The organism is Halobacillus hunanensis (assembly GCF_900166655.1).
Classification (GTDB): Bacteria; Bacillota; Bacilli; order Bacillales; family Halobacillaceae; genus Halobacillus_A; species Halobacillus_A hunanensis.
On record NZ_FVZB01000007.1, the window covers coordinates 1,167,323 to 1,192,845 of the forward strand.

The 25,523-nt window shown below is 40.7% G+C and carries 25 protein-coding genes; 5 read left to right on the forward strand and 20 right to left on the reverse strand.

Features of this window, described 5'->3' with window-relative positions; all coding sequences use genetic code 11:
* Positions 1–62: 62 nt before the first annotated feature.
* On the reverse strand, positions 63–1,700 hold the full coding sequence (locus B5354_RS18655; protein WP_079530289.1) for a Na/Pi cotransporter family protein: 1,638 nt from the start codon (positions 1,698–1,700) through the stop codon (positions 63–65).
* A 207-nt stretch (positions 1,701–1,907) separates the two neighbouring features.
* On the opposite strand from B5354_RS18655, the gene B5354_RS18660 reads away from it, so the two are divergent.
* A complete protein-coding gene (locus B5354_RS18660) occupies positions 1,908–2,408 on the forward strand; it encodes a DUF1189 family protein (protein ID WP_079530290.1) in 501 nt (166 codons plus the stop codon).
* 42 nt (positions 2,409–2,450) lie between these two features.
* Here the strand turns inward: B5354_RS18660 and B5354_RS18665 are convergent, their stop codons facing one another.
* Positions 2,451–3,083 carry an NfeD family protein gene (locus B5354_RS18665; RefSeq protein ID WP_079530291.1) on the reverse strand — a complete coding sequence of 211 codons (633 nt, stop codon included), beginning with the start codon at positions 3,081–3,083 and terminating at the stop codon, positions 2,451–2,453.
* A 276-nt stretch (positions 3,084–3,359) separates the two neighbouring features.
* Here B5354_RS18665 and ispG point away from each other — a divergent pair, with 276 nt between their 5' ends.
* Entirely contained in the window at positions 3,360–4,463 is a 1,104-nt protein-coding gene (gene ispG, locus B5354_RS18670) for a flavodoxin-dependent (E)-4-hydroxy-3-methylbut-2-enyl-diphosphate synthase (protein ID WP_176142551.1), read from the forward strand.
* A gap of 144 nt (positions 4,464–4,607) precedes the next feature.
* A protein-coding gene (locus tag B5354_RS18675; RefSeq protein ID WP_425432148.1) for an IS1182 family transposase occupies positions 4,608–5,943 on the forward strand; the annotation gives its coding sequence in 2 pieces (ribosomal slippage) (positions 4,608–5,182 and positions 5,181–5,943; 1,338 coding nt in all).
* A gap of 242 nt (positions 5,944–6,185) precedes the next feature.
* Here B5354_RS18675 and B5354_RS18680 read toward each other — a convergent pair.
* Entirely contained in the window at positions 6,186–6,599 is a 414-nt protein-coding gene (locus tag B5354_RS18680; RefSeq protein ID WP_079530293.1) for a CD225/dispanin family protein, read from the reverse strand.
* Between the two features lie 185 nt (positions 6,600–6,784).
* Here B5354_RS18680 and B5354_RS18685 point away from each other — a divergent pair, with 185 nt between their 5' ends.
* Positions 6,785–7,069, forward strand: coding sequence for a DUF2624 domain-containing protein (locus tag B5354_RS18685; protein WP_079530294.1), 285 nt, complete (start codon positions 6,785–6,787; stop codon positions 7,067–7,069).
* A 36-nt stretch (positions 7,070–7,105) separates the two neighbouring features.
* On the opposite strand, the gene B5354_RS18690 is transcribed toward B5354_RS18685, so the two are convergent.
* Both B5354_RS18690 and B5354_RS18695 read right to left on the reverse strand, forming a co-directional pair.
* Positions 7,106–7,996, reverse strand: coding sequence for a deoxyribonuclease IV (locus tag B5354_RS18690; RefSeq protein ID WP_079530295.1), 891 nt, complete (start codon positions 7,994–7,996; stop codon positions 7,106–7,108).
* 17 nt (positions 7,997–8,013) lie between these two features.
* Positions 8,014–9,339: a DEAD/DEAH box helicase gene (locus B5354_RS18695; protein ID WP_079530296.1), complete on the reverse strand. Its 1,326-nt coding sequence runs from the start codon at positions 9,337–9,339 to the stop codon at positions 8,014–8,016.
* Positions 9,340–9,499: 160 nt separating this feature from the next.
* Here B5354_RS18695 and B5354_RS18700 point away from each other — a divergent pair, with 160 nt between their 5' ends.
* Positions 9,500–10,447: a 4-hydroxy-3-methylbut-2-enyl diphosphate reductase gene (locus B5354_RS18700; RefSeq protein WP_079530297.1), complete on the forward strand. Its 948-nt coding sequence runs from the start codon at positions 9,500–9,502 to the stop codon at positions 10,445–10,447.
* A 96-nt stretch (positions 10,448–10,543) separates the two neighbouring features.
* Here the strand turns inward: B5354_RS18700 and B5354_RS18705 are convergent, their stop codons facing one another.
* The 15 genes from B5354_RS18705 to B5354_RS18775 all read right to left on the reverse strand — a co-directional run bounded on the left by B5354_RS18705 (position 10,544) and on the right by B5354_RS18775 (position 25,498).
* Positions 10,544–11,656 carry a Nif3-like dinuclear metal center hexameric protein gene (locus tag B5354_RS18705; protein ID WP_079530298.1) on the reverse strand — a complete coding sequence of 371 codons (1,113 nt, stop codon included), beginning with the start codon at positions 11,654–11,656 and terminating at the stop codon, positions 10,544–10,546.
* Complete coding sequence (locus B5354_RS18710; RefSeq protein ID WP_079530299.1) at positions 11,653–12,360, reverse strand: tRNA (adenine(22)-N(1))-methyltransferase; 708 nt, start codon at positions 12,358–12,360, stop codon at positions 11,653–11,655. The genes B5354_RS18705 and B5354_RS18710 overlap by 4 nt, the downstream gene beginning before the upstream one ends.
* Positions 12,361–12,423: 63 nt before the next feature.
* Positions 12,424–12,786, reverse strand: a complete 363-nt coding sequence (gene cccA, locus B5354_RS18715) for a cytochrome c550 (protein WP_079530300.1) — start codon at positions 12,784–12,786, stop codon at positions 12,424–12,426.
* 406 nt (positions 12,787–13,192) lie between these two features.
* Positions 13,193–14,320, reverse strand: a complete 1,128-nt coding sequence (gene rpoD, locus B5354_RS18720) for an RNA polymerase sigma factor RpoD (RefSeq protein ID WP_079530301.1) — start codon at positions 14,318–14,320, stop codon at positions 13,193–13,195.
* Positions 14,321–14,353: 33 nt separating this feature from the next.
* On the reverse strand, positions 14,354–16,171 hold the full coding sequence (dnaG, locus tag B5354_RS18725; protein ID WP_079530302.1) for a DNA primase: 1,818 nt from the start codon (positions 16,169–16,171) through the stop codon (positions 14,354–14,356).
* Between the two features lie 411 nt (positions 16,172–16,582).
* On the reverse strand, positions 16,583–17,395 hold the full coding sequence (locus tag B5354_RS18730) for a pyruvate, water dikinase regulatory protein (protein ID WP_079530303.1): 813 nt from the start codon (positions 17,393–17,395) through the stop codon (positions 16,583–16,585).
* A gap of 28 nt (positions 17,396–17,423) precedes the next feature.
* Positions 17,424–18,053, reverse strand: coding sequence for a transcriptional regulator CcpN (ccpN, locus tag B5354_RS18735; RefSeq protein WP_079530304.1), 630 nt, complete (start codon positions 18,051–18,053; stop codon positions 17,424–17,426).
* Between the two features lie 74 nt (positions 18,054–18,127).
* Positions 18,128–20,215 (reverse strand): glycine--tRNA ligase subunit beta, encoded by a 2,088-nt coding sequence (gene glyS, locus B5354_RS18740; RefSeq protein WP_079530305.1) that lies wholly within the window; start codon positions 20,213–20,215, stop codon positions 18,128–18,130.
* Positions 20,208–21,092: a glycine--tRNA ligase subunit alpha gene (glyQ, locus tag B5354_RS18745; RefSeq protein ID WP_079530306.1), complete on the reverse strand. Its 885-nt coding sequence runs from the start codon at positions 21,090–21,092 to the stop codon at positions 20,208–20,210. The genes glyS and glyQ overlap by 8 nt, the downstream gene beginning before the upstream one ends.
* A gap of 321 nt (positions 21,093–21,413) precedes the next feature.
* Positions 21,414–22,160, reverse strand: coding sequence for a DNA repair protein RecO (gene recO, locus B5354_RS18750; RefSeq protein WP_079530307.1), 747 nt, complete (start codon positions 22,158–22,160; stop codon positions 21,414–21,416).
* Positions 22,161–22,174: 14 nt separating this feature from the next.
* Complete coding sequence (locus B5354_RS20945; RefSeq protein ID WP_079530642.1) at positions 22,175–22,318, reverse strand: YqzL family protein; 144 nt, start codon at positions 22,316–22,318, stop codon at positions 22,175–22,177.
* 109 nt (positions 22,319–22,427) lie between these two features.
* On the reverse strand, positions 22,428–23,333 hold the full coding sequence (gene era, locus B5354_RS18760; protein ID WP_079530308.1) for a GTPase Era: 906 nt from the start codon (positions 23,331–23,333) through the stop codon (positions 22,428–22,430).
* Positions 23,334–23,362: 29 nt separating this feature from the next.
* Positions 23,363–23,743, reverse strand: coding sequence for a diacylglycerol kinase family protein (locus B5354_RS18765; protein WP_079530309.1), 381 nt, complete (start codon positions 23,741–23,743; stop codon positions 23,363–23,365).
* A complete protein-coding gene (ybeY, locus tag B5354_RS18770) occupies positions 23,718–24,191 on the reverse strand; it encodes an rRNA maturation RNase YbeY (RefSeq protein ID WP_176142552.1) in 474 nt (157 codons plus the stop codon). The genes B5354_RS18765 and ybeY overlap by 26 nt, the downstream gene beginning before the upstream one ends.
* On the reverse strand, positions 24,188–25,498 hold the full coding sequence (locus B5354_RS18775; protein WP_079530311.1) for an HD family phosphohydrolase: 1,311 nt from the start codon (positions 25,496–25,498) through the stop codon (positions 24,188–24,190). The genes ybeY and B5354_RS18775 overlap by 4 nt, the downstream gene beginning before the upstream one ends.
* Positions 25,499–25,523 lie beyond the last annotated feature (25 nt).

Sequence of the window (25,523 nt, forward strand, 5' to 3'; positions counted from 1 at the left end):
CAAAATTATTATTAAAAAACAGAAGGACAGTGTTCAAAACATGCCCTTCTGTTTGGCTTGCATTATAAGCTTTCTTTCTCTCCTAGAACTTCTTCTGCAATATTTACCGCATGGTCCCCAATCCGTTCAAGGTTGCTCAGCATATCCACGAAAACAATTCCGGCTTGTCCAGAACATACCCCTTCATTCATACGAATAATGTGTTTTTTACGGAAGCTGCGTTCCATACGATCCAACTCATTTTCTTTCTGTACGACGGCCAAAGCTTCTTCCCTGTCCATATTTTCTAGTGACTTGGTCGCTTGTTGGACCGTCATTAGTGTTAAATCAAGCATATCATTCAAATCTTTTAATGCCTGTTCAGTTAAATCTATTTTATTTGAGTTCTTATAATCGATTAATTCGATAATGTTTTCGAAATGGTCCCCAATCCGTTCTATATCTCTTACGGAGTCCATCAAAGCCGAATGCTTATGACTATCCTCATCTGTTAATGAAGCTTGCGAAAGAGAAACCAAATAGTCGGTTATCTTCCTGTCTAAGTTATTGATTGCTTCCTCAATTTGCATAGCCATTTCTGAGTGCTTTTTCTGTTTATTATTTAAATACAAACTGGTTTCTTCTAAACCCTTGTAAGCATACTCCCCCATGCGGATGACTTCTTCCTTAGCTTGGTCTAAAGCCAGGGATGGAGATTGTTCAATAAAAATTGGGTCTAGGTGCTGCGGTTTAAATTCGATTGTTGAATCGTCACCTGGGATAAGGCGAGTAACAATCCATGCTAAAACAGCTATAAACGGGAATTGTACAATAGTATTTAAAATATTAAATGATCCGTGGGCGAATGCAATGGTCATTTCAGGTTCTAAGTTCAGCGCCCCCCTCAGCCAGTCGACATAGGCTGTATAAGGTACTAAGAGAATCAAGGCTACCGTGGTACCGACTACATTAAAAATAACATGGACAAATGCTGCTCTTCTGGCCGCTACACTGGCACCGATAGCAGCAAGTACTGCTGTTATGGTAGTTCCGATGTTATCTCCGAACAGTACAGGCAAAGCAGCTTGCAAGCTGATCAAACCTTCCCCAAACAGTCCTTGCAAAATACCGATGGTTGCACTGGAGCTTTGTACAATAACTGTGAATAATGTTCCAATAACTACTCCGAGGATCGGGTTGTGACTCATACTAACTGTAAGTTCCTGAAAGGCTTCTAGTGAACGAAGTGGTTTCATACCTCCACTCATTAGTTCAAGACCGAAGAAAAGTGAACCTAGTCCAAATATAGTTTGTCCAAGATAAGTAACTCGCTTATTTTTGAAGAAGAATATTAAAAATGCACCAACAGCTAGAATGGGCAAACCATATGCTTTAATGTCGACACCAATAATAAATGCTGTCATCGTAGTTCCGATGTTGGCCCCCATGATAACACCAATCGCTTGTCGCAACGACATAAACCCTGCGTTTACAAGCCCAACAGTCAGCACTGTTGTCGTGGAACTACTCTGGACTAATGCTGTTACTAAAGCACCCGAAAGAACTCCTAAAAAAGGGTTCCTTGTGAAACGGTCAAGCAGGTCACGCAAACGGTCGCCTGCTACCTTTTGCAGACCATCTCCCATATATTTAATACCAAAAAGGAATATACCTAGACCACCAATGAATTGAAATATCATTTGCTGAACATTGATATCCACTTTCCTCCACCCTTTCTCATCCAATAATTTTACATATTTTTATCTTTATAAACACCTTTCTCATTATTGCCGATCATGATTTAGTTTGTAAAGGCAATCTTGAAATCTTAACATTAAATTTACATTCCTTTTTTATAGTTTAGTTTTACTTGCATATATGGTGGATTGTCGATTACTATAGAAACGGAAAATAAAGGGGATATAATCATGAGTAAAACGCAACAGTTAATCAAAAGTTTCTACCATTTCAAAATGCTCGCAGCCTTCCGCATCCAGCCAGTAGGTAAAGCCATCAGCTACCTCTTTTATTTAAGTTTGGTTGTCCTTATTCCTGTACTTACCAGTTCAGTCTATACATATTTAAGTGGTCAAGATACATTAAACGGTACAATAAGCCGGGGAATTTCAAGCGGTATATTTGTGGTCATCTTCCTGCCGTTCATTTTTTTCTTAATTGCTCTCAGTCTATTTGTACTCGTATCGATCATCGCAGCGTTAGCAATTCCTTACATACAAATTAGAGGCTTACGCGCTGACTACAAACAGTTATGGAACATTTCCGCATTTGCCATTACCGCCCCCACTTTGGTCCTTGTTACTGTGGAATCTTTCATATGGTCTGGTTCCATGCTGATTTATTTATATTTACTTTTTTCACTGTCTTATGTTCTATACACACTTAGCTTTCTCCCTAAACGACCTAAATAACCCCTTTGCAATAATTTGCAAAGGGGTTTTAAATGTAAATCACTATTCATTATGTTTCTTCACGAGAATCTTCGTACCATCGACAGCCATTACCTTGACTTGTTCATTTTTATAAATCCATTTTCCATTTGATAAGGCACTGTATTCTTCTTCACCAATTTTTATCGTACCTGATGGTCTCATATCAGTTAATGCTTTGCCAGTAAGACCGACTAAGCCCGCATACGATTCTTTCATTGAATTATATCCCATTTCTGCAGATAATTGATCAACGAGCGTAATTTTCGTCCACATATCACGCCTTTTAAAGACTTTAAGAAATAACAGCGAAGCTGCTCCTCCAATTAGTACTCCAATCACACTATACATCCCGGCTATCCAATTGGGAGCCGTGAGACTTACAGCAATAATCATTGCTGCTACGCCTATTGTAGCGAGCGTGCCGTCATTCACGACTTTTCCATCTATTATAATTAAGACTAATCCAAACAAATAAACAACCATCATCAGCACAAACATGTCAAAGGTTAAATAAGAAGAAAAGTATATGGTTATAAAACCTAATCCAAGCAAACCCAATAGCCCGCGCATATTTACTAGCAATTCACCGATTAGAAACATTGTTCCAAATAACGTAATCAGTAACACAATCCAATTATAAGAAAGTAAGTCCATCTAGTTCACACCCTTTCGCCTTCACTTCAAGATAATATATATACGATTCATGTTTAGAAAATGTTTCATGTTTATCGATCGATTTTAAAACTATGTAAACCATGATATAATCTGTTAAGCTGTTCACACAAGAAAAGTACTGACACAAAATATTTACATTCAAATTGTCTTTATTCAAGGGGCATGACTTCTCATTTGCAAGAATACCCCTTATAATTAAGGATGGTTATAAAGTAAAACCTTGTTTCATATATAAAGGAGCGATTCTATATGGCAATAACTCACAGAAAAGATACCCGCCCTGTAAAGGTGGGCGATCTCACGATTGGTGGAGCAGATCAAGTTGTGATTCAATCCATGACGACAACTAAAACACATGATGTAGAAGCTACTGTGGCAGAAATTAAACGTCTCGAAGAAGCAGGCTGTCAAGTTGTCCGGGTAGCATGTCCTGATGATCGTGCAGCAGATGCCATTCCTGAAATAAAAAAACGTATTAACATTCCTCTTGTTGTAGATATTCATTTCGATTATAAAAAAGCGTTAAAGGCTATCGAAGGTGGAGCTGACAAGATTCGAATAAATCCGGGTAATATCGGTAAAAGAGAAAAAGTTGAAGCAGTCGTGGAAGCTGCCAAAGCTAAAGGAATTCCAATTCGTATTGGAGTGAACGCTGGGTCATTAGAACGACATATTTTAGAAAAATACGGTTACCCTACTGCTGAAGGCATGGTGGAAAGCGCCCTGCATCACATTAAAATCCTTGAAGACCTTGATTTCCATGATATTATCGTCTCACTTAAAGCTTCTGATGTTAAGTTAGCTATTGAAGCATACGAAAAAGCGGCCGAAGCTATTTCCTACCCTCTTCATTTGGGGATTACTGAATCTGGTACGCTGTTTGCCGGTACGGTCAAAAGTGCAGCAGGGCTTGGAGCTATTCTAAGTAAAGGGATTGGAAGCACACTAAGAATAAGCTTGAGCGCTGACCCAGTCGAGGAAGTAAAAGTAGCCCGTGAACTTCTTAAATCCTTTGGGCTCGCATCAAATGCGGCAACATTAATTTCTTGTCCTACATGCGGACGGATTGAGATCGACTTAATTGCGATTGCTAATGAAGTCGAAGAATATATTCAAACGATCAAAGCTCCAATTAAAGTAGCTGTTCTCGGCTGTGCTGTGAATGGTCCGGGCGAAGCTCGTGAAGCCGATATAGGTATAGCAGGTGCAAGAGGTGAAGGGCTTCTGTTCAGACACGGGGAAATTATTCGTAAAGTTCCAGAAGAAATCATGGTAGATGAACTGAAAAAAGAAGTGGATAAACTTGCTGAAGAACATTATGAAAAAGAACGCTTAGAAAAGGAAAAACAAAACGCATAACTGCAGAAAAAGGTGGACCGATAAACGGTCCACCTTTCAGGCTGTCGAGAAAGTCTCGACAGCCTGATTTTTTCTGATTTCTTTTATTTTTCACCGCTCTCATTTGTTATCCTATTGATAAGAATCTATTTAGGCGGTGATCTTTTGTTTCAGTCAAGAAAAGAACGACAAAATGAAATGGAAATCGTAACGATTGAAGAGCTTGTCCCGGAAAATCACTTACTCCGTAAGATTGACCAATACATAGATTTCTCCTTTATCCCCGAAAAAGTACGTCCCTTCTATTCTGAAGATAATGGTCGTCCATCTCTGGATCCCCTTGTATTATTCAAAATGATGTTCATCGGTTATTTTTATGGCATACGTTCCGAACGTGAGTTAGAACGACAAATTCAGACCAATGTGGCTTACCGGTGGTTCTTGGGGTTGAACCTAACGGACGCTGTCCCTCATCATTCGACGATCAGCTGGAATCGCAGAACACGTTTTAAAGAGACCGATATCTTTCAAGAGGTCTTTGATGAAATCGTGCTTCAGGCCATGAACCACCGCATGGTGGCAGGGCGTGTGCTTTTCACAGATTCGACTCATTTGAAAGCGAACGCCAATAAGAAAAAGTTCTCCAAACAAGAAGTTCACGTAGAAACAGCTGACTATATCGAAGAGTTGAATGAAGCTGTCCTTGAGGATCGGGTGGATCACGGAAAAAAGCCCCTCAAAGAAAACCAAAGAAGTTAAAATCAGTGATACCGATCCGGAAAGTGGATATTTGTATCGGGAAAATAAGCCGGAAGGGTTCTTTTATCTCGATCATCGTACGACGGACCTGAAGTACAACATCATCACGGATGTCCATGTCACACCAGGGAACATTCATGATTCCAAGCCTTATTTACAACGTTTAGACCGTCAAATCGAACGATTCGGATTTGATGTTGAAGCTGTTGGTTTAGATGCCGGATACTTGACCAATCCCATTTGCCACGGCCTCGCTCAAAGAGATGTATTTGGAGTTATTGCCCACCGTCGATTTCAAAAGAGGAAAGGATTTCTAGCTAAATGGAAATACAAATATGATGAAGATCGTGATATGTATGTTTGCCCACAAGGTGAAGAACTGACGTATGCCACCACAGATCGTGATGGATATCGCCATTACAAATCTGACCCTGCCCGGTGCAAGGAATGTCCTCTTCTCGCTCAGTGCACCCAAAATCAAAAGCATCAGAAAACGATCACACGCCATGTGTGGGAAGACGACAAAGAGCAGGTTCGGTTGAACCGCCTTTCCAATGAAGGAAAGTGGATCTACCGTATGAGAAAAGAGAAAGTCGAGCGTAGCTTCGCAGATTCAAAAGAACTGCATGGGCTGCGTTATTGCCGCTTGCGTGGAAAAGAGAAAGTGAAGGAACAGGCGCTGATGACGGCTGCCTGTCAGAACATGAAAAAGATTGTCCTCCATCTAGCCAGGGTGCGCTAGGCGAAGGAGAGTCTTTTTCTATCTTAAAGAAATTCCAAGGAGCGAGGCCCCTTCCACTCCTGCGGAAGAACGAGTGAGCCGAGATCGCCGAGCGTGGGTTTCGCGAGGAAGCTCGGGCGCTCGTCCGCGGAAAGGGAAGGGGCTTTCGCTCCTGGCGGCAAGAAAAAAAGCTTGTAGAAAAACACGGGGTTTCTCTACAAGCTGAAAGGTGGACCGATAAACGGTCCACCTTTTTTGCTATGCTAAAATATATTGGCTGCCGAGGCGAAGAATAAGGAGAACAATATTGATACAGCACTAATGATAAGTGCCATATTTCCAAGTGTATCTGCACCTTGACGTTTACCAATAATACCGAAGACGATCCCCACTATCCCTAATAAAAGGGGAGCAAAGAAAAAGGAAAGGATAGCTGCGGATAACCCTATCCATGCCATACCTGTATTCACTTCATCCTGCATTGTGGTCTCACGCTCATCAGAGTTCATTGCCTGATTCATCGGCATTGCTTCTTCAGCAAACTCTTCCTCGTAGCTGTCTCCGTATACTGGATCATTAGATCTTTCTTCAGCATCGCTTACTTGCTCTAATTGATCTTCAGTTTCCGGAGTTTCCTCCGTATTATGATTCCCTACCCTTTCTTTGGGTTCATTCATGAGATCACCCTCACTTTCTAATTGGAGAATCAAGTATAGTATGTGGAGGGATCTCCCTTTTTAATGAAGGAAGTTGATGGGAATTAATGATGTACATAAATCATTTAAAATGGACTGATTTTTGGAACAATTGCCTTCTCCTATCATACGTTGTATGGAATAAGGAAACGGAGGAGTATCGATATATGAAACATGTGGCACAACAGATTGTGATGCAGAAATTAAGGCAATTAACTGTTGAGGATATTCTTCACTACAGCCAAAAATATCATATTAAGGTAACTCAAAATGAAGCCAAACAGATTGTTGCCGCTCTTAAGAAAAACCAGGAAAACCCTTTCGATCCTGAGGGCAGAAAACGTATGCTGAAAAATTTAGCAGCCATCACTTCTACTGAAACTGCAAAATCAGTTCAACACATACTCATTAAACTTGCTAAGGAACACGGCGTTGAACATTGGCTTCAATAAAGAAGAGAGTGCCTTAATGCACTCTCCTTCAAATTATTACTGCATAATTTTATCCTTTAATTCTACATCATAATTTCCCGCTTTCAGCATATCAATTTCAAAACGATAAGGAGGCTTTTTATTTTTCTTATCCTCTCCTACATATGGTGTTTCCAAAATTTTCGGGACATCTTTAAAACTCGGATGATGGACGACATAATGCAGGGCTTCAAAACCGATATGCCCAAAACCAATATTCTCATGACGGTCTTTTCTTGCTCCTTGAATGTTTTTGCTATCGTTCACATGAACAACCTTGATACGATCCACTCCGATAATCCGGTCGAATTCATTGAGGACACCGTCAAAATCCTCTACAACATTATAGCCAGCATCATGAATATGACAAGTGTCCATGCAAACAGACAGCTTTTCATTTAACGTCACACCTTCGATAATTTCTGCAAGCTCTTCGAAGCTGCGTCCGCATTCTGATCCCTTTCCTGCCATTGTTTCTAAAGCGATCTGCACCTTCTGATCTTTGTGCAGTACTTCATTCAATCCTTCAATAATTTTGGGAATCCCTTTGTCGGCTCCCTGCCCTACATGTGATCCAGGATGCAATACAATTTGCTTAGCCCCTAATGCTTCTGTTCGGTCAATTTCATTCTTTAAAAAGTCTACCCCTAGTTGAAAGGTTTCAGGCTTTGTCGTATTACCAATATTTATAATGTATGGCGCGTGAACTACAAATTCATCGATACCATTTGCTTTCATATGTTCAGTTCCGGCCTCAATATTTAATTCTTCAATTGGACGCCTTCTCGTATTCTGGGGTGCTCCGGTATAGATCATAAATGTAGATGAACCATATGACTTAGCTTCCTCACTCGCACCTAACAGCATTTTCTTCCCTTTCATGGAAACATGTGAACCAATCTTTACCATATTTTCCCCTCCTCTAACTATTTCCGCTTCCCTCGATAACTGTCTCTTTTTAATTTTTTCGTATTTTGGTCTACTTTACGTTTCATTTTCTTTTTATATCCAGGCTTCACTTTTTTCGGTTTTCTAACCATCTGTTTGGCTTGTTTTTCAATATCTGATTCTCTGCGAGTTCGTTTTTGCCGTTCTTTATAGGAATGGGTTTCTTTCCATTCTCCGTTCGTCACTTCATAATAAGTAAACGTAAGACCGCGCTTCTCTAATTTCTCAATCAATGGAAAATCATCCTGTGAATAGAGGTTGATGGCTGTACCTTCCATTCCGGCTCTTGCTGTTCGGCCCACTCGGTGTATATAAAATTCTTCTTCCTTAGGCATTTGTGCGTTTATGACATGGCTGACTCCCTGAATATCAATTCCTCTTGAAGCAAGGTCAGTAGCTACAATATATTGGTATTTCAGCCCCTGGATATCTTTCAGCATACGCTTTCGCTCTCTTGGGGACAATCCACCGTGAATGATTCCAGTTTCCAACCCCCGATCTAATAATTTATTGGCCAGCTCATCAGCGTGAGCTTTCCCATTAGTAAAAATAATCGCTAAATACGGTTGAATGCTTTTCGTAATATTCATAATCACATCAGCAGGCTCTTTATGCCGCAATGCAACTAACCGATGCTCCATCGATTCAGGAGAAGGTTTATGATCTTTAATTTGAATATGAGTCGGATTTGTAAGGTACTTTTTCAAAAATGGCTGAAGGCGTTCTGGTATAGTAGCCGAAAACACTAACATCTGGAGATCTTCATTCATACGAACAAGAATTTGGTCTACCTCTTCGATGAATCCTAGATCAAGCATTAAGTCTGCCTCATCTAGTACAAAGGCATTGGCTTGGTACAAATCGAGAGCTTCCTCCTTGACCATATCTAAAATGCGGCCTGGTGTCCCTACAACAATGTGAGGCGGGTTGGATGCCAATTTTTCCATCATTTTTTGTTTGTCTGTACCGCCAATCACAAGCTTCGCTTTCCAAACTTCCTTTTTACCAGCAAACTGAATTGCTTTTCTTACTTCTTCATAAATCTGTGTAGCTAATTCTCTGGTTGGCGCCGTTACCACAAACTGCACATGGTTGACATCGTCGTTCAACTGATTGAACAATGGCAATAAGTAGGCATGGGTTTTTCCAGATCCTGTATGTGACTGCCCGATCAGACTTTCTCCACGTAACGCCGCCGGGACGACTTCTTTCTGTATGGGTGTCGGCTCGTTAAAGCCTAACTGTTCTATAATTTGATCTACATTATTATTAATTGCGTATTGTTTAAACGAATGATTGCGCATTCCTTAACTCCTTTTAAATAAATTGTTCCCTTACTATTATAACCTGAGACTAAAGAGAATTGCACGAGGATGTAAACATTCTTTGTCATCTGTGCCATTACCATTTATAATAAAGAGTGGAGACGAGAAATAGTTTGGCTTATAGAGGAGGACTTATCAAATGGAAGTCATAAAGATCGCACCTCGCGGTTATTGCTACGGAGTGGTAGATGCTATGGTCATTGCTCAAAATGCTGCCAAAGACCCCAATTTGCCACGTCCTATATATATTCTAGGTATGATTGTGCACAACTCACATGTAACAAATGCATTTGAAAATGAAGGAATTATAACAGTCGACGGGAAAGATCGTCTTGGGCTGCTGGAGGACATTAACGAAGGTACAGTCATCTTCACGGCTCATGGCGTTTCCCCGGAAGTAAAAGAGCGAGCGAAAGCAAAAGGACTGACAACTCTTGACGCCACGTGTCCAGATGTTACGAATACTCATAATTTAATTCGTGACAGAGTGGCAGAGGGCTACGAAATCGTGTATGTAGGTAAAAAAGGCCACCCTGAACCAGAAGGTGCGATGGGAGTTGCGCCAGGCAAAGTTCATCTCGTTCAAACAGAAGATGATGTGGAAGACCTGCACCTAGACCACGATAAGCTTCTCATTACTAACCAGACAACGATGAGTCAATGGGATGTTTATGACGTAATGGAAAAGGTCCGGGAGAAATATCCTCATGTCGAGAAACATCAAGAGATTTGTATGGCTACCCAGGTACGTCAGGAGGCTGTATCCGAGCAGGCTAAAGACGCTGATTTAACCCTTGTGGTCGGTGATCCAATTAGTAATAATTCAAATCGGCTGGCTCAGGTCTCTCAAGAAGTTGCTGGTACACCAGCCTACCGAATCGCTGATATATCCGATTTAAAATTGGAGTGGCTCGAAGGTGTACAAAAAGTAGCCGTAACTGCCGGTGCGTCTACTCCCACACCGATTACAAAAGAAGTCATTAAGTTCATTGAACAATACGACTCCACGAAAGAGGATGAATGGAACCTTGAATCAAAAGTAGAACAGAAAAAAATTCTTCCTCGGGTAAAAGCTAAAAAGAAGTAACACAAAATGCCACCGCGAACGGTGGCATTTTACCTTTAATATTGGCTCTTTTATTGGAGATTGATGTTCATCGAGCACAATAAGGTTAGTTATCCATTACATAAAGCGGAACGGTTCTGTAAGAGAACTTGATACCACAAATGTAACCTCAGATCCGCACTGCTCTTGCAAAAGCTGCTGCAGCCTTGGTGTTACCACTTTTTCTACATGATGACCTGGATCAATTAACGCGAGACCCATTTGCTCTGCATCCTGTGCTAAATGAAAGGAAAGATCCCCTGTAATATACACATCCGCACCTGCCTTCTTGGCGTCATCGATATACTTCTCTCCACTTCCTCCTAGGATAGCGACTGTCTTAACTAATCGATCAGGATCACCTACATACCGTAAAGCCGGGATATCGTACTGTCGTTTTACCTGATTACATAAGTCCTCCAGGGTAATCTCGTTTGAGAGATTTCCTACTCTCCCTACTCCCCTCTTCTCACCTTCATTAAGTACTGAATAAAGATCATATGCAGCTTCCTCATAAGGATGTGCATGGTTCATAGCGTCTAGCACAGAAGATAGTTTGGACTTTGGAATAATGGTCTCCATACGATATTCATCAACTTTTTCTAACTCTCCTCGCTGTCCGATAAAAGGGTTAGTACCATCAAGCGGCATAAACGTTCCTTGACCTGCTGACTGGAAAGTACAATGACTATATGCACCTATATGACCTGCACCAGCTTCACTTATGGCATTTCGGAGTGTATCTGCATAGTCTTTAGGTACAAACACAGCAAGCTTCACTAACTCATCCTGTCCAGTTTCTATCATTGGCACTAGATTCTCAAGCCCTAAAAGATCTGCCATCACATCATTTACTCCTCCAGCTGCCACATCTAAATTCGTGTGAGCTGCATAAACAGCTATATCATGCTGGATCAGCTTGCTAATGACCCTGCCTTTCGGTGTGTCCGTATTGATTTGCTTTAAAGAAACAAACAATAACGGATGATGAGCAATAATTAAATCTACATTCTTTTCAACGGCCTCATCTACCACACTTTCCAACACATCCAGCGTGATCATCACATTGCTTACGGGCTTATTTATCGACCCAACCTGAAGCCCTACATTGTCCCAGTCAAACGCATAGTGTTTCGGTGAGACCTTTTCCAGCTGCTGAACAACATCCTTTGCCTGAATTGTGTATGTCATGGTTCAAGCGCCTCCTTTATCCACTCCAATTCTTTTTGGAATTGTTTCATTTTCAATTGATCAGGTTGTTTAGAGCCGCTCATCTGCTGTAATATTTTTTCTTTCTTATTTTTTTCCTGCTGCCATTTCTTTTTAAACACTGAATTGTTTTCCTTTACTAGAAAAGGTCCAAGCCACATTTGTTTTTGCAGAATCTCATCGTCATAATTTTTTCCCGGCTCTCCTGTTTCAGCCACTAATACTTCGTAAATATGGCCATTCTCTTCAAGAATGGCTTCTTGAACTAAACAAAATTGATTATCGTAAAACCATTTACGGACCGTGCGTGCATCAATGTTTGGCTGGGCAATAATTCTGGATACTCGACCTAATTTATCTTTCCCTTGTTCTAAAATATCCCGGATAAGCGGCCCTCCCATACCTGCAATGACAATTTGCTGTACTTCATCTGCTTCTAAAACCTTTAAGCCATCTCCCAGCCTGACATCTATCCGATCAGTTAACTCATGTGAACAGACTTCTTGGACAGCGCTTTGATAAGGGCCTTTATTCACCTCTCCTGCTACAGCCCTGGCATTATCATCATGAAGACAAACAAAACAAGGAAGATAGGCGTGATCTGAGCCTATATCGGCGAACCACGCTCCTTCAGGCAAGTATTCTGCCACCTTTGCCAGACGGGCGGATAGTTGTGTTACCTTCATAAATCACTTTCCTTTCAAAAAAGAAAAGCTTTCTGGAAGGAACAGAAAGCTTTTCTCATCGGTTTATTTTTTTTCGGCCAACCATTGGGCTAGCTTCGCTGCTTGCTCTCCCGTATAAAGACCGGCAGGCATTTGGGAGCCCTTACCATTTATAATGATGTCCTGAATTTCTTCTGCAGAGTAACGGCTTCCAACTTGTTGCAGATTTGGTCCGATTCCTCCACTTAAGTCACCACCATGGCAGCTGGCACATTTAGCCTGAAACATTTCTTCCGGACTAGCATCCGCCGTCTGCTCTTGTCCCCCGCCTTCTTCTTCATTCTGAATTGCTTCTTTTTGGTTTACACCTATCCCTGAAATAACAATCATAGCCAAAATTCCTAAAACAGCAATAATTGCAAAAGGAATCACAGGGTTTCTTTTCATAACTTGCATCCTCCTTATGTATTCCTCTTTTAGTGTAACAACTATCTTACAGACTATACTTATTTTACTTGAAAACCTCCATTTAGAAAAGGGAAAACGTATGAAAACTTATAAAACAATGATAAAACTTTGAAAGAAATACTAATGACCTGCAGCTTTTATCTAATAGAGCAAAATAATTATATATAGGAATGAGCATCAAACAAATGTCGACAAAAGCCCTGTTTGCAATATGAAGCTCAATTCAGTAAAATAAATGACAAGATATGATTGGAGTTACAACCACTTTAGTGATGGACTCCATAGGATGATCTACTGTGTGCTCACCCTGTATGAAGTGTAAAAAAAGAGGGACCCACCTACTAAATGGTTTTTAGCAAGGGACCCTCGTGATATGGATCTCATTCTATTCCATAAAATCTTTCAAACGTTTGCTTCTGCTAGGATGTCTGAGCTTACGAAGAGCTTTCGCTTCAATTTGACGAATTCGCTCTCTTGTTACGCCAAATACTTTCCCAACTTCCTCAAGAGTACGAGTGCGTCCATCATCTAGGCCGAAACGAAGGCGAAGTACATTCTCTTCACGATCAGTCAGGGTATCCAATACATCTTCTAGCTGTTCTTTCAACAATTCATAAGCAGCATGGTCAGATGGGGAAGTAGCTTCCTGATCTTCAATGAAATCACCAAGATGTGAATCGTCCTCTTCTCCAATAGGAGTTTCAAGAGAGACTGGTTCTTGAGCAATTTTTAAGATTTCACGGACCTTATCAGGAGTAAGTTCCATGTCCTGAGCAATTTCTTCTGGAGTGGGTTCACGTCCTAGGTCCTGCAGTAATTGCCGCTGAACACGAATTAACTTATTAATCGTTTCAACCATGTGAACGGGAATTCGAATTGTACGCGCCTGATCTGCTATAGCACGGGTGATAGCTTGTCTTATCCACCATGTAGCATACGTACTAAATTTGTATCCCTTACGGTAATCAAACTTCTCTACCGCTTTAATTAGACCCATATTTCCTTCCTGGATCAAATCTAAAAAGAGCATTCCTCGACCAACATACCTTTTTGCGATGCTGACAACTAAACGTAAGTTCGCTTCTGCAAGATCGCGCTTCGCTTCTTCGTCATCGTTTTCGATGCGTTGAGCCAAACTTATTTCGTCCTTGGCCGATAAAAGGTTAACTCTTCCTATTTCTTTCAGGTACATCCGAACAGGATCGTTTATTTTAACACCTGGAGGCACGCTTAAATCGTTTAAATTAAATTCTTCTTCTTTATTCAGCTGCTGCATGCTAGGATCTTGTTCCGAATCACCGATTACCTCTACACCCTGCTCATTCAAGTGCTCGTAATACTCATCCATTTGATCTGAGTCTAATTCAAAGCTCGAAAGTTTCTCTGCCACTTCCTCATAGGCTAGAACCCCTCGTTTTTTACCCATTTCAAGCAATTGCTCCTTTGCTTGCTCCAGGGTCAATTCAGTTTCATTTTCTTTAGAACGTGATGGCTGTTGTTGCTTATCCGCCATAAGTCCCCCTCCTTCCAACTATCCAAAACCAGTTTAGTGAGTGTTTTTCAACTCTTGTTTTCGTCTCAAGATTTTCATGGCAATTTCTGCTGCTTTTATCGGCTCATTGTGCTGTTCAGCCCGTTTAAGCTCAGCCTCTAAGCTCTTAATATCGACCCGATCACTGTTTTCTAATCGAATCCGATGAATATAGTCATCAATTTCCTTATCCGACACTTCCTCCTCAGCCAATGGTGACATAGCTAAGTGTATAACAAGGTTCCTCAAAGATGGATCTTCAATCCGTTCAACAAAATGACTAATATCTGATTCATGACCGTCTTCATAATATGCGTAAAGATGCGTAACAATGACCTGATGCTCGGTAATATTAAACGAACCACCTAATTCTTCTTGAACTTTATCAGCAATAAAAGGGTTTTTCAACATATATGCTATCAGCTTTCTTTCAGCATTATGAAAGGCAGGAAGCAGTTTATGGTGCACGCTTTTTGAGCTTGTAGAATTAGTATGTCGCCTCTTATCCATGCTATCCAGTTTAGGATGCTGCAGTCTTAGCTGCTCCACTTCTTCCTTTAAGGTACTCATGGACATTTGAAATTCTTCAGCTATTTCGTTCAGATAATGTTCCCTTTCGATGGCCCGGTCCAGCTGTGCGACCTCTTGTAATACCCTTTCGATAAAAGTGATCCGATCTCCTTCTAATTGCAGATTAAAGCCCCGTCTTAAATAGTGGATCATAAAAGATGTATATGGATCACTAGCATCTAATATTTCACGCCTGAAACGCTCGCCGCCAAATTTTTTAATAAATTCATCCGGATCCATTCCATTCGGAACTCGCGCTACATTCGTTTCACAACCAGCTTTTTTAAGCAACTTTGCCGCTTTAACAGCGGCCTCTATTCCTGCATCATCACCGTCATAGCAAATAATAACCTTGTCGGCGTAACGCTTTATTAGCTGGGCTTGAGTATCTGAGACTGATGTTCCCATGGTGGCAATCCCATTTTGAATGCCTGCTTGATCGGCGGATATAACATCAGCATACCCCTCAAATAAAATGATTTGGTTTTGTTTTCTGATGGATCCCCGCGCCAAATCAAAATTATATAGAAGGCGGCCCTTTCTAAACAAGTCTGTTTCTGGACTATTTAAATACTTAGGCTCCTGAGATCCAGTCGCCCTTCCTGCGAAAGCTACGGTTTTCCCGAGATGATTGCGGAGAGGAAACATAATTCTACCTCTGAAGCGATCAAAATATCCGCCTTGTTCATTAGTATTCAATAAACCAGCCTTTACCATTTGCTGCGGATGAAAACCTTTCTTCTCTAAAAAGGTTACAACAAAATCATTCGAACTTGGAGAGTACCCTAGCTGATGTCGATTTATTGTGTCTTCCGTAAAGCCGCGCTGCAGTAAATACTCGTATGCTTCTTGTCCTTCTTTCGAATTTCGTAATAGATGATGATAGAGCTTAGTCAACCAGGCATGTGCATCTAAGCTGCTTTGAGATTCCGGGTCATGATCTGGCTGTTGAGTTTCAATGAATTGCTCTGGCAAGGGGTGGCCAGTCTGATCAGCTACCTTTTTTACTGCCTGAAGGAAAGTATATCCTTCCATTTCCATTAGAAAAGAATAGACGTTCCCACCCTTTCCACATCCAAAACAATGAAAGATTTGTTTATCAGCGGATACGGAAAAGGAAGGAGTATTCTCACCGTGAAAAGGGCATAATCCGAAGTAGTTTCTACCCTGCTTCTTTAATTGAACATGTTCGCCCACAACGTCCACAATATCTACAGCTTTCCGAATTTCATCTACTTTTTCCTCTGGAATGTGTCCGGCCATTTTTATCACCAAATTACAAAGATTATTACTACGTACCCCAATGCTTCATCGTTGCTGCCTGAATTATTGAGCCATGATCTCGTCTGCATTGCCCTCTCCTATTAGTGTACCTCTAGGAGTAATGACATAAACCTGAGCATCTACCCAAGCTTGTTGTCTTTGTTTTAGCATAATTCAATAATTCTACAATAAACCAAAGAATCCTTCCCATTTCTTAATGTTTTATTTTTCTGAAAGTAATTAAGACTTCTATCATTTTTTCACAAAAATCCATTATAATACATTGGAGCATAAAAATCTATAATTTTATTACTAATTTTTTCACAAAAATGAGCCTAGCTCTAGTTTTTTATGTTTTGTTCCCAACAAAAGCCGCGCTGCTAAAAGCGCGACCTCTTAATTCTGTTGCAATTATTTTAAATAATCTTCTCTTAGTTTATTGACAATAACATTAGCTGTTTCTTCAACCGCCTTGTGTGAAACATCAATTACATGACAGCCGATCTTTTCCACCACAGTATTAAAGTGCTCTATTTCCTGATGGATACGGTTCATATTCGCATAACTTGCCTGCTCACCTAATCCGAGTGATTTCAGTCGTTCTTTACGAATATCATTTAATTTCTCAGGGCTAATCTTAAGTCCAATACATTTATTTGGGTTCACTCTAAATAATTCATCTGGCGGATCTACCTCTGGGACAATTGGAACGTTCGCTACCTTCAGCCGTTTATGAGCTAGATACTGAGATAGGGGAGTCTTCGATGTCCTCGAGACTCCGATCAGAATTATATCCGCTTTTGAGATCCCTCTAGCATCCCTGCCGTCATCGTACTTAACAGCGAATTCAATCGCTTCCACACGCTTAAAGTAATCTTCATCCAATTTATGAACGAGTCCTGGTTCGAGTCTTGGTTCGGTATTAAGGAAACGCTGCATAGCATCCATCATGGGTCCCATTATGTCAATGCATTCAATATTCTCCTGTCTGGCTTTCGCTAAAAGATGCTGTCTGAATTCTGGTGCTACCAAAGTAAAGCCTATCAATGCCTCATGCTCTTTTGCCTGGGCTATTGTTTCATTGATGGTTCCTTTATCCTCTACGTAAGGTATTCTCTGGACATCAAAAGGACCATCATCAAATTGGCTGAGTGCGGCCTTTACAACTAACTCAGCCGTTTCTCCTACAGAATCAGATAGGATATAAATACATGGTTTCTTCATCAGTCATCCCTCATTTCATAGGAGTTGCTCATAGGTGTTGATCTCTTGCAAGCTCCACTAAAGCTTTAGTAATACTGGTTTTCGTTAAACGTCCTACTACCTCTAATCCCTGACCATTAGGTTTTACAACAGGTAATCCATCGATCTGCTTTTCAATTAGCTTTTGAGCGGCATCTAATAGCAAGTCGTCCTTTTCACAAATAGATATGTTAGGCATTCTCGTCATAATAATATGAACGGGAATAGATGTTAAATCCTGGTTTCCAATACTGGCCCGTAATAAGTCTTTCCTCGAAAGCACTCCTACGAGCAAGGATTGTTCCTTAGTAACGAATAATGTCCCTACGTCCTCCAGAAACATAGTGCAAATCGCATCGTAAACGGAAACATCCTCTTCCACCACGATGGGAAGCCCTTGATATTCATGTACTTTAAACTTTTTCAGCTTTTCAGTTAAAAGCTCTGAGCCGGTTTTCCCCGTAAAAAAGTAGCCTACCCGAGGACGAGCATCCAAAAACCCTGCCATTGTTAAAATGGCTAAGTCTGGCCGTAATGTGGCTCTAGTCAAGCTTAATTGATCCGCTATATTCTCACCTGTAATCGGTCCGTTTTCTTTTACAATTTGGATAATTTGTTCTTGTCGGTTGGATAGATCCATTCCTTCACCACCCTAATCACTAACTGTGACATACTAATTACCATTATAGCACATTATTAGCAACTTGAAGGCTGTTAAAACTGCTGTTTCCATTGGATCGCATTAAAATCTGCAAAGGACATAATGTCATTAGAAATTAAACTTAACAATCCCAATCGGTTTTGTTTCACCTTTTCATCCTCTGCCATTACCATCGTATTGTCGAAAAATGAGTGGATCGGTTCAGTAAGCTCAGTTAACTTATGCAACGCCTTGTCTGGTTTTTCGTCTGCAAGCAATTGCTGATAATCATCATGCACTTGCTGATAAGTCGCATAAAGATCGGTTTCTGATTTATTTTCAAATAAATTTGGATTTACTTCCATAGATACAGCTTTCTCCGCAAGGTTTAATACTCGGCCCAAGGCTTCCTGAGTGGGCTTAAACCCTGAGTCCTGTCGCTTTTCAGCAAGTATCTTAGCCTTTTCCACCATTACAGGATAAATGTGTATCCCGTGAGCTAGTACAGCTTCAACGACATCTGGTTCAATTCCTTCATCTTTCAACAAGTATGAGGCACGAACAGTAAAGAACTCCTGAACATCTTGCTTGACTTCTACTCTGTTTCGTTCAGAAAGTTGTTTTCTATCATAAAGTTCATAAACGATATCAAGCAATTGCTCTAAAGAGATCGACCAATTGTTTTGATTTAGAATCTGTAATATGCCAAGTGCCTGTCTTCTTAACCCATATGGATCTTGGGAACCAGTTGGAATATTCCCGATTGAAATAGAACCGATAATGGTATCCAGCTTATCAGCTACGCTGACTACTGAACCAATCATGGTTTCAGGAAGTTCTCCCCCTGCATGTATTGGCATGTAATGTTCTCTAATGGCTGCTGCAACGTCTTCATCCTCGCCAAACAGACGCGCATACTTCTCGCCCATAATACCTTGAAGTTCAGAAAATTCATCAACCATATGTGTAACCAAGTCAAACTTGCAAAGTTCCGCTGCTCGCATGGCTTTTGCCGTTTCTGATTCAGAGAATTCAAGCATAGCACTTATTTCAGCAGTTATTGCTTTGACGCGGTCCACTTTATCAGCAAGTGTTCCCAACTCCTCCTGATACACCATCTTTTGTAACTTTGCTGCTTTCTGTTCAAGCGACCCTTTTTGATCCTCTCTATAGAAAAACTGAGCATCAGCAAGTCTTGCTTTTAATACTTTTTCATTTCCACGTGACACTGTATCTAAATGTTCACCATTTCCATTTCGAACCGCTACAAAATATGGCTGAAGGCTACCATTATCAGCTCTGACAGGAAAGTAGCGCTGATGTTCCTTCATTGATGTGATGAGGACTTCCTCGGGTACTTCTAAAAATTCTTCACTAAACGCTCCACTGAATACGGTAGGGTATTCAACAAGGTGAGTTACTTCATTCAGCAGCTCCTCGTCCTTCATAATCAGCCAGTTTTCTGTTTCTTCCAGCTTAGATAACTGTTCCACAATAAGCTGCTTACGCTTATTTTGATCAGCAATTACGTACTCTCGTTCCATGACAGATTCATAGTCATCAGCTTTCGAAACGACTGCACTTTCGCTTCCTAAAAATCGATGACCATACGTATGTTTAGCAGTTGACACTTTACCAATTTGAAAAGGAATGACGGCATCCCCATATAAAGCAACGATCCAGCGAATAGGCCGGATGAAACGAAGGTCAGAGTTTCCCCATCTCATGTTTTTGGGAAAATTTAATCCTAACAGCACTTCTCTAAATTCTGCTAATAACTTGAAGGAAGACTCACCTTGAGTAAACTTATTAATATGAACATATTCCGTCCCATTAATTTCCTTGAAATAAATGTCATCAACTGTCTTTCCCTGACCTTTTGAAAACCCAATAGCAGCTTTTGACCAGTTGCCCTCCTCATCTTGAGCAATCTTTTTTGCAGGACCTTTCACTTCTTCATCCATATCAGTCTGCTGCTCAGCCACATCGGAAATTTTAACAGCAAGACGTCTTGGCGTCGCAAAACTTTGAATTGATCCGTAGGGTATGCGATTTTCGTTAAACCAGTCTTCTGTACGAGCAGTAAGCTGTTTTAGAGCGTCATCAATAAACCTGGCTGGCATTTCTTCGAGTCCGAGCTCAAATAACACTGTCTTATTCATGACTTTCCCCCTCCTTTAACATTGGAAATCCAAGCCTTTCTCTTTCTTCGACATAGGTTTTAGCAATTTTCCGAGCCAAGTTCCTTACCCGTGAAATATATCCTGTTCGCTCAGTAACTGATATAACACCCTTCGCATCTAACAAGTTAAAGGTGTGAGAGCATTTTAAAACATAGTCGTACGCTGGAAACACGAGACCTGCTTCCATAATACGTTTAGCCTCTTTCTCATAAATAGAAAAGAGTTCAAACAACATTTCATCATTAGATTGCTCAAATGTATAAACTGAATGTTCATATTCAGGCTGAGTGTAGATGTCCCCCACAGTCACGCCATCTGTCCATTCTAATTCAAATACATTCTCTTTATCCTGAATATAGGAAGCTAAACGCTCAATTCCATATGTGATTTCAGCAGAGACGGGCCGTGCTTCTAAACCGCCAATTTGCTGGAAATATGTAAATTGAGTAATTTCCATTCCGTCTAACCATACCTCCCATCCAAGTCCTGCAGCCCCTAAAGTCGGGTTCTCCCAGTTATCCTCCACAAAACGTATATCATGTTTTGCTGGATCTATCCCCAATGCAATCAACGAATCTAAGTATAGCTCCTGAATGTGATCAGGTGAGGGCTTCATAATGACTTGAAATTGGTGATGCTGATAGAGACGATTAGGATTTTGGCCATATCTGCCATCCGCTGGTCTTCTAGACGGTTCAACATAGGCTACATTCCAAGGTTCCGGGCCCAGGCTTCTAAGTAATGTCATAGGCGACATTGTTCCAGCTCCTTTTTCAGTATCATATGCTTGCATTAGCAAACAACCCTGGCTGGACCAATGATTTTGCAAAGTTTGGATCATCGTTTGAATATTCAAATTCATTAACCTCCTCTTTCATAGTTCATAACTTTAGAAAACTTCTCGTTACCTAAAACTGAACATAAAAAACCCCGTCCCTATGCCTTACGACATAGGGACGGGGTTTCCGCGGTTCCACCCTACTTGCTTGCCGTTTCTTCAAAAACAGCAAGCCGCTTTGTAACGACCATGCTCCAGACTGCCTTCACCGAATTACACAACCTGACTTTCACCACCACAGGCTCGCTTATACTGTGTAAAGATCGATTACTACTTTCCTTCATAGCATCAATTTATTAGTAATGAAATCATACTGAATCTTGAATCGTTTGTCAATCATCATTCCTTAAAGAGATCCAACTGTTTAAGAAACTTTCGTGACTTTAGAAAGTAACCTCCATAGCGATCATAATATTCGTCTAAAAGCTGACGGAGTGTTTTCTTATTCTCTTCTTTCAGAGAAATTTCCCCTAACCTTTTTACGTCCATATGTAGAAATAAACGCAACAATCGTGATAGAGGCTCCGTTAAACGATAAGCCTCCGGATCAATGTGCCAGCAGCGGCCGCATAATAAGCCGCCTTCCATTATAGAAAACGCATAAGGGCTTTGCTCCTTTCCACAATTCATGCAACCGTCAACTCTTGGAGCAAAGCCTGCTTTTCTATACAATTTCATCTCATACATCATGGAAAGAATCTCCGGATCTTTCCCATCGGCCATCCACATCAGAGATTGTAATAACTGCTCAAATATAAAGGGATCAGGCCGTTTCTCTTCCATAAGCTTATCGGTTAGTTCAGCCATGTAGGAGGCATATCCTGTCAAGATAATATCTTCACGTATTGATCGAAGTGAAGCCATAACTTCCCCTTGACTTAATGAGCCTAACCCAGAACCAACGTAGAGTAAATATTGACCGTGAATAAACGGTTGTGTGACCGAGGCCATTCGGCTTTTGGGCTTTTTAGCTCCTCGAGCCATGACCCCGATCTTTCCCTTTTCTCTCGTCAACAAGGTGACTATTTTGTGTGTTTCCCCATAATTCCTCGTTCGTATCACAATACCTTCCACATTTTCTAACAAAGCATTCACCTGCTTTAGTTACTGCCCGGATCTTCCTCACCCTGTTCTGTCATTGCTGAAACTAATGGCTCTTCTGACGATGCATTGTTTATTTCCAGTTCCTTCATCAACAAATAGGTTTCTATGTTTCCTGTCTGTCTAAATACATTCCAAGACATGTTATGCACAAGAAACACCGCCTTTCATAGTATCGTTAAAAAAGAAATGTCATGACATACTTAGGTTGCTTCATATGAGAAAAACGATAAGGCTTAATTTTTTCCATATTTAATATTCGTCTTCATTATAACCGAAATCACTTAGCTGCACTTGGCGGTTCCGCCAATCTTTTTGAACTTTCACCCAAAGTTCTAAATAAACGCGACTTCCTAATAAAGCCTCAATATCTTTCCGTGCCCGCTTACCAACTTCTTTCAGCATACTGCCTTGTTTACCAATGATAATCCCCTTTTGTGATTTACGCTCGACGATGATTGCTGCTTGTACGTACACAGCATTTGTATCCTTTCTTGGCTCTATGCCCTCGATGACTACAGCAATTGAATGCGGAATTTCCTCCCGCGTCAAGTGCAATACCTTTTCTCTTATAAACTCACTGATAATAAAACGCTCCGGATGATCGGTTATTTGATCTTCTGGATAGAACTGGGGTCCTTCCGGCAAGTGGGCTTTAACCACTTGCAGTAAATGGTTAACATTATTACCTTCTAAGGCAGAAATTGGCACAATTTCTTCAAACTCAAATTTCTCTCGATATTGGTCAATGAGTGGCAGAAGCTGGTCAGGATGAACCTGATCAATTTTATTAATGACCAGAAAGACAGGCTTGTCTACCCGTTCAAGACGATCCAGGATAAACTGATCGCCACGTCCATATCCCTCTTCAGCATTGATCATAAACATAACGGCGTCCACTTCATTTAACGTATTTTCCGCTACATTGACCATGTAATCTCCCAGTTTGTGTTTCGGCTTATGGATACCAGGTGTATCAATGAAAATCACCTGAGCATCTTTCTCCGTCAAAACACCGGAAATTTTATTTCTTGTTGTTTGCGGCTTATCGCTCATGATAGCAATTTTTTCGCCAATAACATGATTCATAAAGGTTGACTTTCCGACATTCGGGCGGCCCACAATGGCTACAAAGCCGGATTTAAATTGTTCTTCCATAAACTTTCCTCCATCAAACATTGCTTGATTTATAAGATCATCATGAGTTTAGGCAAAAATATACATATTCCCACGAGTACTGATCCTACAGCTGTTATCAACACCGCAGCAGCGGCCATATCTTTAATAATTCCTGCTAATGGATGCTGTTCTGGCGCCAAATAATCCAATACACGTTCAATACTCGAATTAATAACTTCCATAGTTAATACTAAAACAACTATAGTTATTAGAACAGCCCATTCAGTCCATGAGATCCCAAGGTAAACGGCTAGGAAACAAGCAAGGCTGGCAACTAGAAGATGAATACGGAAATTCCTCTCCGTTAAAAAGACTTCTTTAAGCCCATTTAATGCAAACCGCAGCCCGATCAACTTGCTTCGTTTACGATCTCTTGAGTCCATACTCATGTAGAATTTCCTCTTGACGGGAGAACATTGTCTTTTCATCTTCGTTCTCCATGTGATCATACCCAAGGAGGTGCAAAAATCCATGAAGAGCCAGAAAACCTAACTCTCTTTCAAATGAATGGCCAAATTCCTCGGACTGTTCTTTTGCTTTATCCACCGAAATAACAATGTCACCTAGAATAGCAGGTATTTCACTCGACTGGACTTCCACTTCCCCTTCACCTAATTCTTGCATAGCAAAAGAAATAACATCTGTAGACTGGTCCTTTTGTCTGTAATTCCGATTTAATTCCCGAATGTAGTTGTTATCCACGAATGAAATGGATACTTCAGATTGAGGTGTAACCTGTTCTTTTGCCGCAGCGAACTCAATCAATCTTTGAATTAAATCTACAAATGCTTCATCAACTGAATCGGTCTCATCTTGAAAATCAATCTGTATCATTATTTAGCCTCCTTTATGATTGAATGCTGATCAGGATACTGAATCCTGGAATGAAATATCCCCTGCAACGTTTCACAAATTGCATTTTCTATTGTTTTTAACTCTTTGAACGACAAACTGCATTCATCAAATTGTCCATCCAGTAAGCGATCCTCCACTATGGCATGAACAATTCTTTTGATTTCTTCTGTAGTCGGGTGGTCCAGGGATCGGACCGCCGCTTCTACAGAGTCACAAATACAGACAATAGCGGCTTCTTTAGTTTGTGGTTTAGGACCAGGATACCTGAAACTCATTTCACTTGCGAATTCGTCCTCTTCTTTCGCCTGAAAATAGAAATACTTCAGTAAAGTTGTTCCGTGATGCTGTTTAGCAATATCAATAATTTCTTTCGGAAGTTTTTCTTTTTTTAATAGTTCTGCCCCATCATAAGGATGGTTAATGATAATCGTAGCACTTTGTTCTGGTTTTAGAAAATCGTGCGGGTTTTTCATGCCCATTTGATTTTCGATAAAATAGTGCGGATTTAGCGTTTTTCCGAGATCATGATAATAAGCACCGACTCGTGCCAGCAACCCACGCGCTCCGATCGCCTCACAAGCTGACTCACTTAAATTAGCTACCATTATACTGTGATGATAAGTCCCAGGCGCTTCCGTCAAAATTTTGCGTAACAATTTGTGGTTAGGGTTTGACAAGGTCAACAGTTTGCTATCAGTTAAGATCCCTAAACCAGAATCAATAAAGGGCAGCAGGCCATACGTTAATATTACGGATAATAGAGCTCCAGCTACACCATAGCCAGCATATAAAAATAAATCGTACCATGAATACTTTTCAAAAGAAATGAATACAACAAATAATACGGTTAAACTATTCATGACAGCTGCCCCCGCACCCGCTTTTACGATCGACTGCCTTTTCTTAGTATGGACGAGCAGAAAAATAGCTGCAAATTGAGACAGCACAACATATATCGCCACATGAGCATTTAACACACCAGCTACATCACCGTTGAAAAGCAGACTCGCCATCATACCATAAACGATGGACATAGCAATAGCAACACGTTCATTACATAGAAGTTTTAACAATATTGACCCTGTTGCTGCAGGAAGTATGTAATAGAAAGGCTGATTTATCATAGTAAACGAACTAAAAACCTTCATGAGACCAATCATAAGAACAGAAACAAACAGCATCACCACTATATGTCGCATCGAATAGCGTTTTGTTTGCAGCAATTGGATAGCCTGATGAAAGAAAATCGTTACGATCAATAAAGAAAAAATTGCCAGCCCTATCCTCACCCCTTTTACATTTTATGTAAACCAC

Excerpts from the sequence above, each read along its gene's own strand:
- B5354_RS18690 (WP_079530295.1), bottom strand. The coding sequence starts at position 7,996 with ATGGTAAAGATTGGTTCACATGTTTCCATGAAAGGGAAGAAAATGCTG.
- rpoD (WP_079530301.1), bottom strand. The coding sequence starts at position 14,320 with ATGGCGGATAAGCAACAACAGCCATCACGTTCTAAAGAAAATGAAACT.
- cccA (WP_079530300.1), bottom strand. The coding sequence starts at position 12,786 with ATGAAAAGAAACCCTGTGATTCCTTTTGCAATTATTGCTGTTTTAGGA.
- B5354_RS18695 (WP_079530296.1), bottom strand. The coding sequence starts at position 9,339 with ATGCGCAATCATTCGTTTAAACAATACGCAATTAATAATAATGTAGAT.
- B5354_RS18765 (WP_079530309.1), bottom strand. The coding sequence starts at position 23,743 with ATGAGTATGGACTCAAGAGATCGTAAACGAAGCAAGTTGATCGGGCTG.
- B5354_RS20945 (WP_079530642.1), bottom strand. The coding sequence starts at position 22,318 with ATGTCTTGGAATGTATTTAGACAGACAGGAAACATAGAAACCTATTTG.
- B5354_RS18680 (WP_079530293.1), bottom strand. The coding sequence starts at position 6,599 with ATGAATGAACCCAAAGAAAGGGTAGGGAATCATAATACGGAGGAAACT.
- B5354_RS18705 (WP_079530298.1), bottom strand. The coding sequence starts at position 11,656 with ATGACATACACAATTCAGGCAAAGGATGTTGTTCAGCAGCTGGAAAAG.
- B5354_RS18710 (WP_079530299.1), bottom strand. The coding sequence starts at position 12,360 with ATGAAGGTAACACAACTATCCGCCCGTCTGGCAAAGGTGGCAGAATAC.
- B5354_RS18730 (WP_079530303.1), bottom strand. The coding sequence starts at position 17,395 with ATGAAGAAACCATGTATTTATATCCTATCTGATTCTGTAGGAGAAACG.
- ccpN (WP_079530304.1), bottom strand. The coding sequence starts at position 18,053 with ATGGATCTATCCAACCGACAAGAACAAATTATCCAAATTGTAAAAGAA.
- era (WP_079530308.1), bottom strand. The coding sequence starts at position 23,333 with ATGGAAGAACAATTTAAATCCGGCTTTGTAGCCATTGTGGGCCGCCCG.
- B5354_RS18665 (WP_079530291.1), bottom strand. The coding sequence starts at position 3,083 with ATGGACTTACTTTCTTATAATTGGATTGTGTTACTGATTACGTTATTT.
- B5354_RS18660 (WP_079530290.1), top strand. The coding sequence starts at position 1,908 with ATGAGTAAAACGCAACAGTTAATCAAAAGTTTCTACCATTTCAAAATG.
- B5354_RS18700 (WP_079530297.1), top strand. The coding sequence starts at position 9,500 with ATGGAAGTCATAAAGATCGCACCTCGCGGTTATTGCTACGGAGTGGTA.
- dnaG (WP_079530302.1), bottom strand. The coding sequence starts at position 16,171 with ATGGCCGGACACATTCCAGAGGAAAAAGTAGATGAAATTCGGAAAGCT.
- glyS (WP_079530305.1), bottom strand. The coding sequence starts at position 20,215 with ATGAATAAGACAGTGTTATTTGAGCTCGGACTCGAAGAAATGCCAGCC.
- B5354_RS18685 (WP_079530294.1), top strand. The coding sequence starts at position 6,785 with ATGAAACATGTGGCACAACAGATTGTGATGCAGAAATTAAGGCAATTA.